Annotated in this window: 15 protein-coding genes and 1 riboswitch; of the genes, 14 read left to right on the forward strand and 1 reads right to left on the reverse strand. The window is 53.9% G+C overall.

Translation table 11 applies throughout. The features are described from left to right. Nucleotides 1-193 precede the first annotated feature (193 nt). The 10 genes from KI367_RS25945 to KI367_RS25990 all read left to right on the forward strand — a co-directional run bounded on the left by KI367_RS25945 (nucleotide 194) and on the right by KI367_RS25990 (nucleotide 8,409). The gene (locus tag KI367_RS25945) at nucleotides 194-694 is read left to right on the forward strand and encodes an Lrp/AsnC family transcriptional regulator (RefSeq protein WP_212953069.1); all 501 of its coding nucleotides are present in this window, start codon (nucleotides 194-196) and stop codon (nucleotides 692-694) included. 13 nt (nucleotides 695-707) lie between these two features. Next, nucleotides 708-1,919 (forward strand): aminotransferase class I/II-fold pyridoxal phosphate-dependent enzyme, encoded by a 1,212-nt coding sequence (locus KI367_RS25950; protein WP_212953072.1) that lies wholly within the window; start codon nucleotides 708-710, stop codon nucleotides 1,917-1,919. A 229-nt stretch (nucleotides 1,920-2,148) separates the two neighbouring features. Next, nucleotides 2,149-2,418 (forward strand): aspartyl-phosphate phosphatase Spo0E family protein, encoded by a 270-nt coding sequence (locus KI367_RS25955; protein WP_036708586.1) that lies wholly within the window; start codon nucleotides 2,149-2,151, stop codon nucleotides 2,416-2,418. A gap of 202 nt (nucleotides 2,419-2,620) precedes the next feature. Next, complete coding sequence (locus tag KI367_RS25960; protein WP_052147450.1) at nucleotides 2,621-3,157, forward strand: hypothetical protein; 537 nt, start codon at nucleotides 2,621-2,623, stop codon at nucleotides 3,155-3,157. Between the two features lie 32 nt (nucleotides 3,158-3,189). After that, complete coding sequence (locus KI367_RS25965) at nucleotides 3,190-3,759, forward strand: cob(I)yrinic acid a,c-diamide adenosyltransferase (RefSeq protein WP_036715512.1); 570 nt, start codon at nucleotides 3,190-3,192, stop codon at nucleotides 3,757-3,759. Beyond that, nucleotides 3,756-4,778 (forward strand): RluA family pseudouridine synthase, encoded by a 1,023-nt coding sequence (locus KI367_RS25970; protein WP_212953075.1) that lies wholly within the window; start codon nucleotides 3,756-3,758, stop codon nucleotides 4,776-4,778. The genes KI367_RS25965 and KI367_RS25970 overlap by 4 nt, the downstream gene beginning before the upstream one ends. 50 nt (nucleotides 4,779-4,828) lie before the next feature. Further along, nucleotides 4,829-5,188 carry an arsenate reductase family protein gene (locus KI367_RS25975; protein WP_036715513.1) on the forward strand — a complete coding sequence of 120 codons (360 nt, stop codon included), beginning with the start codon at nucleotides 4,829-4,831 and terminating at the stop codon, nucleotides 5,186-5,188. A 129-nt stretch (nucleotides 5,189-5,317) separates the two neighbouring features. After that, nucleotides 5,318-6,172: a 5'-3' exonuclease gene (locus tag KI367_RS25980; protein WP_212953085.1), complete on the forward strand. Its 855-nt coding sequence runs from the start codon at nucleotides 5,318-5,320 to the stop codon at nucleotides 6,170-6,172. Between the two features lie 189 nt (nucleotides 6,173-6,361). Beyond that, nucleotides 6,362-7,243, forward strand: coding sequence for an ROK family protein (locus KI367_RS25985; protein WP_036715515.1), 882 nt, complete (start codon nucleotides 6,362-6,364; stop codon nucleotides 7,241-7,243). A gap of 161 nt (nucleotides 7,244-7,404) precedes the next feature. After that, entirely contained in the window at nucleotides 7,405-8,409 is a 1,005-nt protein-coding gene (locus KI367_RS25990; RefSeq protein ID WP_212953078.1) for an HRDC domain-containing protein, read from the forward strand. 225 nt (nucleotides 8,410-8,634) lie between these two features. Here the strand turns inward: KI367_RS25990 and corA are convergent, their stop codons facing one another. Then, the gene (gene corA / locus KI367_RS25995) at nucleotides 8,635-9,570 is read right to left on the reverse strand and encodes a magnesium/cobalt transporter CorA (protein ID WP_036715518.1); all 936 of its coding nucleotides are present in this window, start codon (nucleotides 9,568-9,570) and stop codon (nucleotides 8,635-8,637) included. A 455-nt stretch (nucleotides 9,571-10,025) separates the two neighbouring features. Next, nucleotides 10,026-10,149, forward strand: a riboswitch (SAM riboswitch). 114 nt (nucleotides 10,150-10,263) lie between these two features. Between corA and metA the strand changes: the two genes are divergently transcribed. From metA to mqnC, 4 genes are all read left to right on the forward strand, one after another. Beyond that, nucleotides 10,264-11,199: a homoserine O-acetyltransferase MetA gene (metA, locus tag KI367_RS26000; protein ID WP_036715519.1), complete on the forward strand. Its 936-nt coding sequence runs from the start codon at nucleotides 10,264-10,266 to the stop codon at nucleotides 11,197-11,199. 35 nt (nucleotides 11,200-11,234) lie between these two features. Next, nucleotides 11,235-12,425, forward strand: coding sequence for an aminotransferase class I/II-fold pyridoxal phosphate-dependent enzyme (locus KI367_RS26005; protein ID WP_212953080.1), 1,191 nt, complete (start codon nucleotides 11,235-11,237; stop codon nucleotides 12,423-12,425). Beyond that, nucleotides 12,418-13,599 carry an aminotransferase class I/II-fold pyridoxal phosphate-dependent enzyme gene (locus tag KI367_RS26010; RefSeq protein WP_212953082.1) on the forward strand — a complete coding sequence of 394 codons (1,182 nt, stop codon included), beginning with the start codon at nucleotides 12,418-12,420 and terminating at the stop codon, nucleotides 13,597-13,599. The genes KI367_RS26005 and KI367_RS26010 overlap by 8 nt, the downstream gene beginning before the upstream one ends. Before the next feature lie 294 nt (nucleotides 13,600-13,893). Then, the gene (gene mqnC / locus KI367_RS26015; protein WP_036715310.1) at nucleotides 13,894-15,027 is read left to right on the forward strand and encodes a cyclic dehypoxanthinyl futalosine synthase; all 1,134 of its coding nucleotides are present in this window, start codon (nucleotides 13,894-13,896) and stop codon (nucleotides 15,025-15,027) included. Nucleotides 15,028-15,238 lie beyond the last annotated feature (211 nt).

Consider the following 15,238-nt stretch of genomic DNA (forward strand, 5'->3'; position numbering starts at 1 on the left):
GAGGGGGAAAGACCACCCCAAAAGTCAAATTTTCTCTTGCGAACATGGGTAATTCCTACATTTTTACATTTCCTTACCCTATTGTTCCGACGTTTTGCCTTGATCTTATGGGCTTTCGAAATTTAGGTTAATCTCTTTCCCGGGTATGACATGTTTTGTAAGCAACCCGCGAAACGAATGCTGGAGGATACTTATGAAAGAACTTACCGAACTGAAGCTGAAAGTCCTCGACCTGCTGAATGAGGACGCGAGACGATCCCCACAACTTCTCGCCACCTTGATTGGCGTGGACGAGGAGGCGGTGAAAGAGGCGATTGCCGAGCTTGAGGCGGACCATGTCATCGTAAAATACGCGGCCGTCGTCAACTGGAGCAAAATTGAGGAAGAAACCGTGACGGCGCTGATCGAAGTGCAGATCACCCCTGAGCGGGGACGCGGTTTTGAAGGAATCGCGGAGCGCATTTATTTGTACCCGCAGGTGAAGTCCGTTTATTTGATGAGCGGAGCGTACGACCTGCTCGTCGAAGTGGAAGGACGCAATCTGAGGGAAGTGGCGAACTTCGTTTCCGAGAAGCTGTCGCCGATCGATTCGGTATTGTCGACGAAAACCAACTTTATTTTGAAAAAATATAAACAGGACGGCATTATTTTTGAGGACCGTGAAGAAGATAACCGTCTCATAGTCTCGCCGTAAAGGAAGATGTGTCATGATCGTGAATGAAGATACCAAACAACAGCAAGTCAAATCGATGGAAACGTATTTGTCCCCGCTCGTCAGAAATATCCCGCCGTCGGGCATCCGCAAGTTTTTCGACCTGGCGAACGGCAGCAAGGATATCATCACGCTCGGCGTGGGCGAACCCGACTTCACGACGCCTTGGCATGTCAGGGAGGCTTGCGTTTATTCCCTGGAACGCGGAATGACCGCGTACACTTCCAATGCGGGGATGATCGAACTCCGTGAAGCGATTTCCGACTATTTGAACGACAATTTCAAGGTCGCGTACGATCCGAAGGATCAAATTATCGTGACCGTCGGCGGCAGCGAAGCGATTGACCTGGCTTTGCGGGCGCTGATCGTTCCCGGGGACGAAATTCTGATTCCGGAACCTTGTTACGTGCCTTATTCTCCGATCACTTCGATCGGGGGCGGCGTTCCCGTCGGCATCGAAACCTATGCCAAGGACGATTTCAAGCTGACGGCCGAAGCGCTGGAAGCCAAAATCACGCCGAAAACCAAAGTGCTGATCCTTTGCTATCCAAGCAATCCGACCGGCTCCATCATGACCTACGAGGATTGGCTCCCGATCGCGAAAGTCGTGGAAAAACACGATCTGATCGTCATTGCCGACGAGATTTATGCCGAGCTGACCTACGGCCAAAAGCATGTCAGCTTTTCGTCCATTCCGGGCATGATGGACCGTACCATCCTGGTCAGCGGTTTTTCCAAGGCGTTTGCGATGACCGGCTGGCGGATGGGATATGTCTGCGCCCACCCGGACCTGATCGCAGCCATGCTGAAAATCCACCAGTACACGATTATGTGCGCTCCCGTCATGGGCCAGGTCGCCGCACTGGAGGCACTGAAGCACGGCATGGAGGAAAAGGACCGGATGGTCGAGTCCTATAATCAGCGCCGGCGCCTGATCGTCCAGGGCTTTCAGGATATCGGGCTTACCTGCCACGAGCCGAAGGGCGCGTTTTATGCGTTCCCGAGCATTGCTTCGACCGGACTGAGCTCCGAAGAATTCGCGCACCGGCTGCTGCTGGAGGCGAAGGTCGCGGCGGTTCCCGGAACGGCCTTCGGCGCGAGCGGGGAAGGATTTTTGCGGTGCTCCTACGCCACTTCCGTTGCCCAGCTGACCGAAGCGCTTGACCGGATCGGAAAATTTTTGCACAAGCTCAAGCAGGAGTCATAAAAAAAGTTTCATTTTAGGTATTTTCTGGGTATTGTATTGTAAGCCTTCCTTGTACACGATGTTCTTTTCTTCTGGTCTGAAGGCCGCTCCTATGGATATTTGCAAAACCTGTATCAGGGTTTTATACTGATTTTGAATAATTTAACAAATTATTCACTTTCTTTTATCGATTTATATGTTATAATTTTGCTTCGGGAGCAAGAAAAGACTTACCAGGGAGGGGTTACCTTTGTTCTGTGCCGAATATGATTTGCCCTCATATCGCGGCGACTACATTGCCGAAGGCGATCAGCGCGGTGATTGGTCGGCCAAAACGACGGATTCTGCGAAGAATATTTCCTTGGAAGACGAAATTTTGATGCTCCGCAACAAGATGGAACAGATTTTCATGCAGGAACAATCCTTCACCTCGGAAGTCGTGATCGAAATCAGCAGCTTGCTCGACCTCAAAATCAACGAATACATGAAATCATCATGCCCGAAGAAAAATAAATCGTAAGCCTTAAAAAAGCTTGCAGACATCCAGTCGCTACGTTTATCCCGTCCCCTTCAGGGCGCAGGAGAAGGAAGTTCATTCCGGTGAATTTCCCTCTTGCCCCGGGAGGGGATTTTTGCTGTCCGGCCTTTAGGAAGGGGCCGCTTTTTTGTCTCTCCCAGGTATGTTATATTGAACCTATTGGAGAATAGAGGAGGAGCAGAGAGTGAAGGCGTACGGTAAACTCATGCTGGTTATTTTCGCTGTTTTTATGCTTGCGGGCTGCGGGAAGGAAAAGCCGGACCTGTCGATTTTCATGATCGACGACAAGTCCGATCCCACCCAAGTCGCCGAGCCGCTTGAGAAAGCGCTGCAGGAACGTCTGGGCCAGGAGATCAAGGTCGAAGTGATCGCAAGTCCGCTGTACAATCCGGAAAAGCTGATGGTCGAATATGCCGCGGGCGGCCACGACATTATGATTTTGCCTGAAGAAGACATGAAAAATTACGGCAAAATGGGAGGCCATGTGGTGCTGGACGACCATTTCGACCCGAAAACATATCCGGAAGGCGTATTTGCGAGCATGGAAGAAAAGGATGACAAAACGATCGACAAAACGGAACATCTTTACGGGATCCCCGTGAAGGACTTGAAGATGTTCAAGGATTTGAAATATACGCCTGACAAGCTGTTCGTCACCATCCCGGTGTCCTCGAAGCATATGGATAACGCGGTGAAGGCGCTTAAAGAAATGACGGAGTAGGCGGCTTTTGAGCTTAAGGGAGGAACGAACGAATGAGAATTTATACACGGACCGGCGACGAAGGCCAGACATCCGTCATCGGCGGACGCGTTTCGAAGGATGATCTGCAGGTGGAAACCTACGGAACGATCGACGAGCTGAACTGTTTCGTCGGCCAGGCCGCAAGCCTGATGGAGGGCGAGGTTTTTGCCGATTTGCGGGACAACCTGATCGAAATCATGCATGAATTGTTCGACTGCGGGTCGGACCTGGCGTTCGTCAAGCTGAGCGAAAGCAAATATAAAGTGCGTGCCGACATGGTGGAGCGGCTGGAGCAGTGGATCGATCGGTACCTGGAGGAGACCCCCGAGCTGGAGCGGTTTATTTTGCCTGGGGGAACGCAGCTGGCGGCGACGCTGCATGTGTGCAGAACCGTATGCCGCCGCGCGGAACGGAGAGTCGTCACGCTCGGCCAAAAGAAGGCGATCAATCCGGAAGTCCGCCGGTATTTGAACCGGCTGTCGGATTATTTCTTCGTGGCGGCCCGCACGGCCAACGTCCGCAGCGGCGTCCCTGACATCGAATACGTCCGCAGCAAAAAGGTGTTCGGCAACAAAAAATGACAGCTTATTATCCGCCAATCACTTATACCGTGCCCGAAGCGGAGGATGGCTGGCTGCTCAAGACCATCCTGCTGCGGCGCATGCATGTTTCGCGCAAGCTGCAGTCCCGGCTGAAGCTGACGGAACAGGGAATCACGTTAAACGGCCGCCGAGTGTACACCAGCGTTCCCGTCCAGGCCGGGGACGTGGTGGCGATCCGCATGGAGCAGGAAATCTCCGACGACATTTTGCCGCAGCCGATTCCTTTTGAAATCCTCTACGAAGACGAACATCTGCTGGTCGTCAATAAAGAAGCGGGCATGATCGTGCACCCGACGCACGGGCATTATACCGGCACGCTGGCGAACGGGGTCGTGGACTACTGGCGCCAAAAAGGCGAGTCGTTCCGTTTCCGCGCCGTACACCGCCTCGACCAGGAGACGACCGGCGTGCTTGCCATAGCCAAAAATCCATACGTGCATCAGCATATATCCGAGCAAATGATCGGAAACCGCGTGGACAAAACGTACCTCGCATTGGTGCATGGGACCCCGGCCCCGCCGGAGGGCGAAATCGACGGGCCGATCGACAGGGACCCCGAAGAGCCGCACCGCCGGATCGTCACGCCAAACGGTTATCCGTCGCTGACCAAATACCGGGCGCTGGAAAGCTGGAAAAACGGGTCGCTTGTCCGGCTGAAGCTGGAAACGGGGAGAACGCATCAAATCCGCGTCCATATGACGAGCATCGGCTGTCCCCTGATCGGGGACAAGTTGTATCGGCATGACGTCTATAAAGAAATCGGGATCGAAGCCGCGGACCCGGCAGCGGGTGCCGATTCCGTTATTGAAACGAATGACCCTCCTATGCCGGCGGCTGCGCGGAACATCGTTCAATTGGACCGGGCGATCCCGCGCCAGGCGCTCCACGCCTATGAACTTTCCTTCGAGCATCCGGTCAAGCGCAGGCAAATGACCTTTCAGGCGCCGCTGCCCGCGGATATGCGGAAATTGCGGGAGCGGCTGGAGGAAGGGCTGTAGTGCCGAAGGGCCCGATGCATCAAATACCGACAAAGAGAGTGGAATGACAGATGAGCAAACTGCAGGTTTACCAATATCCGAAATGCGGCACCTGCCGCAACGCAATCAAATGGCTCCAGTCCCATGGCCATGAGCTGGAGCTTCACCATATCAAGGAAGAACCTCCGGCGCCCGAAACGCTGGAGAAACTGATCGGCTTAAGCGGACTTCCGCTCAAAAAGTTTTTTAACACAAGCGGCGAAGCGTACAAAGAAATGGGCCTCAAAGACAAGCTGGCAGACATGTCCGAAAAGGAGCAGATCGAGCTTTTGTCTTCGAACGGCATGCTGATCAAACGTCCGATCGTGACCGACGGCCGCAAAGTAACGGTCGGCTTTAAAGAGGATCAATACGAATCCGCCTGGGGATAACAGGAAACCGCCCAAAAGCTCCCCCTAGTTGTGTTATACTAGAGGCAGCATTGCCCGCCCTTGAAACAGGGATGAGGCAGACAAGGGGAGAAACGAAGATTGATCACGAATGAAAAACGACCATCCGTTATGTTGGTGGACGGGATGGCATTGTTGTTTAGAGCTTATTACGCTACCGCAACCAGCGGATATATCCGCCGGACGAAATCGGGAATTCCGACGAATGCGATTTACGGGTTTATCCGGTATTTTTGGGACGCGGTGCAAAATTTTGATCCGAGCCACGTCGTTTGCTGCTGGGATCTTGGGGGCAAGACGTTCCGCGGGGAGCATTTTTCGGCTTATAAAGGAAACCGGCCGGAGGCGCCGGAGGATCTGGTGCCCCAGTTTTCGCTGATTCGGGACGTGATGGACAGCATGGGCGTCCCCAATATCGGCGCCGAAGGGTATGAGGCCGACGATTGCATCGGCACGCTGGCCGCCAAGTTCAGCCAGGACATGGACGTGATGGTTTTGTCCGGCGACCATGACCTGCTGCAGCTGGTAAGCGAACGCACGACCGTCATCATCATGAAAAAAGGCCACGGCAACTATAAGGTGTACACGCCGGAGACGTTGTACGAGGAACGGCAGCTTCATCCGCGCCAAATCGTCGACGTCAAGGCGCTGATGGGCGATGCCAGCGACAACTATCCAGGCGTTCGCGGCATCGGCGAAAAGACGGCGCATAAGCTGATTCAGGAGTACGGTTCCATCGAGGGGCTGCTCGACAATCTGGATCAGGTATCGAAGAGCATCCGCGCCAAAATCGAAGCCGATCTCGAGATGCTGCATCTTTCGCGCCGCCTGGCGGAAATCCATTGCGCGGCCCCTGTGGCGTGCGCGCTGGAGACCTGCCAGCTGTCGCTCGACGAGCAGGCGGTGGTCGATAAATTCGAAGAGCTTGAGATGAAGAGTTTGTGCCATCTGCTCGGGGTCGTCTAAAACAAAACGAGAAGTTTGCCACGCACGGGGATGCCGGCATCACGCCCGGCGTCCCTTTTCCGTGCGCTTGCGCATTGACTTTCATGGAACAACTGGGCTATAATGCCCGTGGTTATTGGATAGGATTCGCTATTTGATGCCGCAGACGGGCAAACAGACAAGAGAATGGTGCAGGAGGGATTGCAAACGATGAGTATTCTGGGAGCGATTGAAGCCGGAGGTACGAAATTTGTATGCGGTATCGGGAAGGAAGACGGAACCGTGCTCGAGCGGATCAGTTTTCCGACGACGACGCCCGAAGAAACGATGGCACAGGTGGTTTCTTTCTTTCAAAATAAAGGCGTGGAAGCGATCGGGGTAGGTTCGTTCGGACCGATCGATCCCGTCAAAGGAAGTCCTACATACGGACGCATTACGACGACCCCTAAACCGCATTGGAGCAACTTCGATATCGTCGGCCATCTGGGCTCGCATTTCCAGGTTCCGATCGAATTCGATACGGACGTGAACGGTGCGGCGCTGGGCGAATATACGTGGGGCGCAGCCAAAGGGTATGACAGCTGCCTGTACATTACGGTTGGCACCGGAGTCGGCGCCGGCGCGGTCGTCGGCGGCGAACTGGTGCATGGTCTTTCGCATCCGGAAATGGGACATATTTTGGTCCGCCGCCATCCGGAGGACAAATTCGAAGGGTTCTGCCCTTACCATGGCGACTGCCTGGAAGGCGTAGCCGCAGGTCCTTCGCTGTCGAAACGCTGGGGCGTTCCGGGTGCGGAATTGACGCCGGATCATCCGGCTTGGGACATGGAAGCCTATTATCTTGCGCAAGCGTTGATGAACTATATCCTGATTTTGTCTCCGCAAAAAATCGTCATGGGCGGCGGCGTCATGAAACAGCTTCAGCTGTTCCCGCTGATTCATGCAAAACTGCAGGAGCTGCTGAACGGTTATGTGCAGCTTCCGGCCATCAACGAGCAAATCGCGGACTATATCGTTCCTCCGCAGCTTGGAGACAACGCCGGATTATGCGGCGCGCTCGCTCTGGCCAAAAAGGCGCTGGCTGCGGGTTAATCCGATATCGTTTTTTTGGACGGGCTGCCACAAAAGGATTGACCATTTGCGATGATGTGGTATCATTTGGAATAACGGCATAATAACGGGGAAGCACCTCTCTTGAACTTCAAGGGAGGTGCTTTTTTTATTGTGCTGATTTCAAAGGGAGGTAAAGCAAGATGCAGACCGTATTTATGAATCGCATGGTGAAAGAAAGCAAGCAGGGAGGGACATGGGCGGAAGTATGGATCGACGAGGGGGAAGGCGTCTGGAAGCTTGGCTGGAGGGATATGGAAAGGGGCGGCAGCGTATCGGAACAGACCTGGTACGAAGGCGGTTCCTGGAATGAGATGCTGCATATATACCGCCACGGCCTGGCCGTGAAATTGGGCGAGGGCTTCCGTCCGGTCATTGACGGCATCTTTCACGACGAAGAGGAGCAGAAGGGAAAAAGCCAAAACGCGCAAAAGCTGTATTGCTACAGCGAGCTGAACTACGACGAGGAGCTTTACAACGAGCTGTGCGCCTGGCGGCGCAAAAAAGCGGCGGCCGAGCGGAAGGCGCCCTATTTTATCGCAACGAACCGGCTGCTGCGGCTGATCAGCACCTTTGTGCCGATGACCTTGGACGAGCTGCTGCAGCTGCCCGGCGTCGGGGACAACAAGGCGGCGGAATACGGCGCGGAGCTGCTGGAAATAACAGCAGGGCGTGAACGCAGCCACGGCTTCCCGCTGGATTGGGTGCAGGACGAGCTGGACGAGACGACCTACGAGGCATGGGTATACAAGCAGAAAGAGCTGAAATATAAGCAGGATCTCGATCGGTACCGGACCAAGCAAATGCTGCTCCAAGGCATCCAAAACGGCAAAAGGCTTGAGGCGATGGAGCAGGAAACCGGCTTGACGAGACGGGAGCTGGTGGAAGCGCTCGAACAGCTGGAGAAAGAAGGTTACGACGCCGAAAGCCTGATCGCCGGGGAACTGCAGGAAATGCCGGAAGCGGAGCAGGAAGAGGTGTGGAAGGCTTTCGAGGAGCTGGGGGACACGCTGCTGAAGCCGGTCATGCACCGCGTGTACGGTCAGGAAGCAGTGGCGGGACCGCTGACGGAGCTCCGGTATGAACGACTGCGTTTGATCCGGATCCGGTTCCGGAAGGAAACGGGAAGCGGCCGGCATGCGGGATAACCTGCAGGTCGCGGGCTCCGGGCGTTTGGTGCGGCGATAAACGGAAGAAGAAGCTTCAGTCACGGAGCGCGGGGACAATGCCGGGATGACGGGCCGTACCGTGGTGAATACGGGTGCCTGCTTCGTATCCATGCCGCTAAAGACGCAAAAAGGACGAAGATGCTTTACGTGCACGCGGAATGCAGCTTAAGCCAATCTTCGTCCTTATTCTAAATCGGCCGCCTTTCAGATCCAGTCCTTCTTGCGGAAAATCAGCAGCATGCTGACGGCGAGCACGGCCATGATTCCGATCACGACAAAATATCCGTAAGCCGTATGCGTTTCGGGCATATTGTCGAAGTTCATGCCATAGATTCCGGTAATGACCGTGAGCGGCATGAATATGGTCGTGATGGCGGTAAACACGCGCATGATTTCATTCGCGCGGTTGGCGATGCTGGACTGGTAGGCTTCGCGAAGGTTGCCCATCAGATCGCGGAACGTATCGAAGGTTTCAGAAATTTTGACGGCATTTTCATAAATATCGCTAAAATATTTTTGCAGCTGATCGTCGATCAACCGAAGATCCCGTTTATTGAGCGTATTGATCAGTTCTTTTTGCGGTCCCAGCACCTTTTTCAGCCACAGGATTTCGCTTCGCAAACCGATGATTTCGTTCAGGTGCGATTTTTTCGTGTGCATCAGGATATCTTCTTCCAGCTTTTCGATTTTGGCTTCGATCCGGTCGCCTACGGTGAAGTAGTTGTCAACGACAAGGTCGATCAGCAAATACAAAAAACGGTCCGGGGTGCTGACTTCCTGCTCCCATAAAATCGGCTTCAGGGAACGCAGCTCGTGAATTTTTTGTTTGGTCACCGTGATAATAAAATGGCGGCCCAAAAAGACGTTCAGCGCACGCAGGAAAATTTCCTCGTCATCGAAACGGATGGAATTCACGACGATAAAATAATGGTTTTCGTAAATTTCGAGTTTGGGGCGTTGTTCCTCTTCGCTCAAGCAGTCTTCCACCGCCAGGTCGTGAAGGGAAAATAAAGGCTGCAAAAGCGCCAGATCTTCCACGTCCGCATCGATCCAATAGAATCCTGCAGGCGGGGCAGTCAGCGTGGTTTGGATGTCATCGATCGGGCTGAAAACGCCCTCGTTTACCAACCGGATTTTCATCTGATTTCACTCCTTCATCCCGACATGCGGCGCATGTCCAGGAAACGCTTGTTTAGGGCATAGGAAAGAAATCAGCGTTGCCGGTCGTTTTTTTTCGGGGAATTAAAAGAGGAATCCGCGGTAGACAAAAGCGAAAACTTCCCTGCGCCGGCAAGCCGATTTCAGTTCTATGCGGTTGTGTTCATTTGCATTCAGCTTCGGGCTCGGGTCGCCTTCCATCTCATGTCACCTCTTGTTTTAGGTTCAAACACTTGTCTAGTATAACGCCGGGCCATGGACCTTTCAAGAAAAAAATCGCGCCTGGCGCCGTCCTGTTACAGCGTATGACAAAGGCTGGAAAAACGTGTGGGCTCCTCTTGCGGCATTTGCCCGAAAGCTTCTTGACGAAGGATGGGATTATGATTTAAAGTAAGGAACAAGAACAAGAACAAGATCATAAAACTGAATACAGCGAAATCTTATCAAGAGCAGGTGGAGGGACTAGCCCAATGAAACCCGGCAACCGGCGCGAATGCGCACGGTGCTAATTCTTGCAGGAACGTGAAGCTGCTTTGCGCAGCGGTTTCTGACAGATGAGAGAGGCGTAAAATATAACGAACATGACCTTTCTCTATGCAGGAAGGTCATTTTTGTTTTATATGCACCTTGCTCCCCCGTATGATTTTCGCCACCTTCAAAAAGGAGTGTTGAATCATGCCGATTAAAATTCCGGATGCCCTGCCGGCCAAAGAAATTCTAAACGGAGAAAATATTTTCGTCATGGATGAGAGCAGAGCGTACCATCAGGACATTCGGCCGCTTCGCATCGCCATCCTGAACATCATGCCGACCAAAGAGACGACGGAAACGCAGCTGCTCCGCCTGCTGGGCAACTCCCCGCTGCAGGTGGAAATTACGCTGCTGCACCCGCAGTCGCACACGTCGAAAAATACGTCCGTGGAACACTTGGAGGCATTTTACAAGACGTTCGACGAAGTGCGCCACCGCCGTTTCGACGGCATGATCATTACCGGCGCGCCGGTGGAACGTTTGGATTTCGAAGACGTGTTCTATTGGGATGAGCTCGAGGAAATCATGGATTGGTCCAAAACGAACGTCACCTCGACGCTGCATATCTGTTGGGCCTCGCAGGCCGGCCTGTATCATCATTTCGGGGTGCCGAAGTGGGATTTGGCCAAAAAATGCTTCGGCGTGTTCCCGCATACGGTCAACCGGCAAAACGTAAAGCTTCTTCGCGGTTTCGACGAGGTGTTTTATGTACCGCATTCCCGCCATACGGAGGTCCGCCGCGAAGACATCGAAGGCATCGACGAATTGGAGATTTTGTCCGAATCCGAGGAAGCGGGCATCTATTTGGTGGCAACGAAAGACGGCAGACAGATTTTCGTCACGGGACATTCCGAATACGACGCCTATTCCTTGAAGTGGGAGTACGAACGGGATATCGCCAAGGGCATGGAGATGGACATTCCGAAGCATTATTACCCGAATGACGACCCGAGCCAAACCCCGCCGGCGATCTGGCGCGCCCATGCAAACTTATTATTCTCTAATTGGCTGAATTACTATGTATATCAAGAAACGCCCTACGACATCGGCGAAGTCGCCGAAGTTTGGCCGCAGATCTAGGCTGCATACTTAAGGAGATTATGGGGGAAACCGACATGGAGAAAAGAAAAGCACTAAACATCGAAAGCCGATTGGCGCAAATCGGTTCGCAGGAGGATCCGGTCACGGGAGCCGTAAACTTTCCGATTTACCAGGCCACGGCGTTTCGCCATCCGAAGCTCGGCCAAAGCACGGGATTCGATTACGCTCGTACCAAAAGCCCGACGCGCAAAGTTCTTGAAGAAGCTGCCGCCGAATTGGAGTCCGGCGATGCCGCATTTGCGTGCAGCTCGGGCATGGCTGCCCTTCAAACGATCTTTTCCTTGTTCAAGCAGGGCGACCATTTGATCGTATCGCTTGATTTGTACGGCGGAACGTACCGGCTGCTGGAGCGGATCCTTTCGAAGTTCGGCGTCAGCGCGTCGTACATCGACACGAATGATCTGGATGAGCTCGAAAAATCGAGACGTCCGGAAACGAAGGCGGTTTTCATCGAAACGCCGACCAATCCGCTGATGATGATTACGGACATCGAGAAGGTGGCTGCTTGGGCGAAACGCCATGAACTGCTGACCATCGTGGACAATACGCTGCTGACGCCGTTTTTCCAGCGCCCGATCGAACTTGGCGCAGACATCGTCATTCACAGCGCGACCAAATATTTGGGCGGACATAACGACGTGCTCGCCGGCCTGATCATCACCAAAGGAAAAGAGCTGTCGGAAGAAATGTTTTTCCTGCACAACTCGATCGGAGCGGTGCTTGGAGCAAGCGATTCGTACCAGTTGATGAGGGGCATGAAGACGCTGGCGCTCCGGATGGAGCGGCATGAGAGCAACGCGATCGCCGTTGCCGAGTTTCTGAAGACGCATCCGGCCGTGGCCGAAGTGTTCCATCCGGTGTTCCCCGAGCATCCGGGACACGAAATACAAAAGAAACAATCCAGCGGGAACACGGGCATTTTCTCCTTCAAGGTCAAGGATGCCCGCTATGTGGAGCCGGTTCTCCGCCACATCCGGCTGATCGCTTTTGCCGAAAGTTTGGGCGGCGTGGAGTCGCTGATGACTTATCCGGCCGTGCAAACGCATGCGGACATCCCGGAAGAAATCCGGAAGGCCGTCGGCGTGGATGACCGGCTGCTGCGCTTCTCCGTCGGCATCGAACATATCGACGATTTGATCGCCGATCTCGGCGGCGCGTTGGACGCGGCCATGGAGGAAGTCGAAGGAGGAAAACGCCATGAGTGAGCAGCACGGCAAAGAGCAAAACGGCCAAGAATCGCGGAAGTTCGCGACCAAACTTCTTCATTTCGGCTCGGAAACCGATCGCAACACCGGGGCGTCCAGCGTGCCGATCTACCAGGCATCGACCTTTCACCACGAGGACGTGTTTAACCCTCCGGTTCACGACTACAGCCGTTCGGGCAATCCGACGCGCCAGGCGCTGGAAGATTATATTGCGCTTTTGGAAGGCGGCGTAAGAGGTTTTGCTTATTCCTCCGGCATGGCTGCCATCTCCAGCACCTTCATGATGCTGTCCGCAGGCGACCATATGATCGTGACCGAAGACGTGTACGGCGGTACATACCGATTGCTGACCAGCATTTTGAACCGGCTCGGCATCGAAAGCACCTTTGTGGACATGACCGACCTGGATCAAGTAAGGGCGGCATTAAAACCGAACACCAAAGCGGTATATATGGAAACGCCGTCGAACCCGACGCTGAAAATTACCGACATTGCGGCCGTCACGTCCTGGGCGAAAGAACATGACCTGCTCACGATGCTTGACAACACGTTCATGACGCCGTATTACCAGCGTCCGATCGAACATGGCGTCGATATCGTGCTGCACAGCGCGACGAAATTTCTGGGCGGACACAGCGACGTGCTGGCCGGTCTCGCCGTTGCCCGCACCCCTTCCATCGGCCGGCAGCTGAAGCAGCTGCAAAACGGGCTCGGAACGGTGCTTGGCGTCCAGGATTCCTGGCTGCTGATGCGCGGGATGAAAACGTTGCAGGCGCGGATGAACCACAGCGAGCAAAGCGCGGCCGTGCTGGCCGCATGGCTGAACGGGCGTCCGGACATCGAGAAGGTATATTATCCGGGACTGCTCGATCATCCGGGGCGGGAAATTCATGAAAAGCAATCCACGGGTTACGGAGCCGTCGTTTCGTTCGACGTAGGTTCGGGCGAACGCGCCAAGCAGGTGCTGAACAAAGTCCGCATTCCGCTTGTCGCCGTCAGCCTGGGAGCGGTGGAAAGCATCCTGTCCTATCCGGCCATGATGTCCCATGCCGCCATGCCGGCCGAAGTCCGGCACGAGCGGGGGATTGCGGACGGGTTGCTGCGCTTCTCCGTTGGCCTGGAGGATATCGACGATTTGATCGCCGATTTGGATCAGGCTTTGCAAGGATCTTAACAAGGAAGGAAAGCGCCGCTTGACGCGGCGTTTTTCTTTTTGCCGTTTGCCGTGAGCGAAATCGCCGCATTCATCGCGGGCCAGGGATAATTTATGTCCATTTCGTGACCATTTTGTGACGGTGGCGATGCCAAATCCTTGAAAATCACGGTTTTTGCCTCACATGCCGCCTGTCATCCAAGAAAGTGAAGTTTTTCTCAAACCAAAAGTATGTTAAGATGATGAAGACGGTTTAATGATATAAGTCTGCTAAACGTATATATATTTTGCCATATGATAAGGAGGCTTCCGGAGATGAGCACAGTAGATCAGATCCTGGACAAAGCGCTGCGCGGGGAACGTTTGAACCTGGAGGACAGCGTGACCCTGTTTGAAAGCAACGAAGTCGAAAAAATCGGCCATGCCGCCGATATCATGATGAAGAGAAAACACCCGGAACCGATTACGACGTTTGTCATCGGACGGAACGTCAACTACACCAACGTGTGCGATACATACTGCACGTTTTGCGCCTTTTACCGCATCCCGGGCCATAAAGAAGGTTATCTTCTTCCGGACGAAGTCATCTTCCAAAAGATCAAGGAAACCGAGGATGTGGGCGGAACCGAAATTTTGATGCAGGGCGGCACGAACCCGGACCTGCCTTTCAGCTACTATACGGATTTGCTCCGCGGCATCAAGCAGCGGTTCCCGAACATTACGATGCACTCGTTCTCCCCGGCGGAAATCCGCAAAATGGTGGAGGTGTCGGGTCTTTCGCTCGAAGAGGTCATGCGCGAGCTGAAAGCTGCCGGACTCGATTCCCTGCCGGGCGGCGGGGCCGAAATTTTGGATGACCGCATCCGCAAAAAAATCAGCCGCCATAAAGGCACCTGGCGCGATTGGATGGACGTCATGCAGATGGCCCACAAAATCGGCATGAACACGACCGCCACGATGGTCATCGGCTTCGGCGAATCGATGGAAGAGCGGGCGCTGCACATGCTGCGCATCCGAGACGCGCAGGACGAATGCATCGCGAATGGCTATGATTCGAAAGGGTTCCTTGCGTTCATTCCGTTTACGTTCCAGCCGGACAATACGAGCCTGAAGCGGGAGCGCGAAACCCCTGAAGCCTACCTGAAAACGGTGGCGATCGGCCGCCTGGTGCTCGACAACGTGCCGAATCTGCAGTCCTCTTGGGTTACGATGGGGCCGGAAGTGGGCAAATTGTCGCTCAGCTACGGCTGCAACGACTTCGGCAGCACGATGATGGAGGAAAACGTCGTTTCCTCGGCGGGCGCGGTGCATAAAGTGAATATCGCTTCGATCCTTCAGCTGATCCGCGAGGCGGGGAAAATTCCTGCGCAGCGGAACACCCGTTACGACATTTTGCGCGTGTTTGAGGAAGGAACAGAAATCGAACGCGATTTTGTCATGCAGAACTAATCCATACTATAATGAAGATATTGTAAAAAATTTGAAAAACCCTTTATACGAATCCTGCTTCGAATGCGAAGCGGGATTTTTTTATTTTAGGCTTTAGCCAGTTGAGCTCGCGAAGCGTGCGAAACAAAAAACCACCCGCTATGCGGGTGGAGGGAACGAGGGTTTGACCAACAAGACCATCCCGATAAAATTGAGATGTTCAGGCTCAATT

The organism is Paenibacillus cookii, from assembly GCF_018333375.1.
Taxonomy (GTDB): Bacteria; Bacillota; Bacilli; order Paenibacillales; family Paenibacillaceae; genus Paenibacillus_AQ; species Paenibacillus_AQ cookii.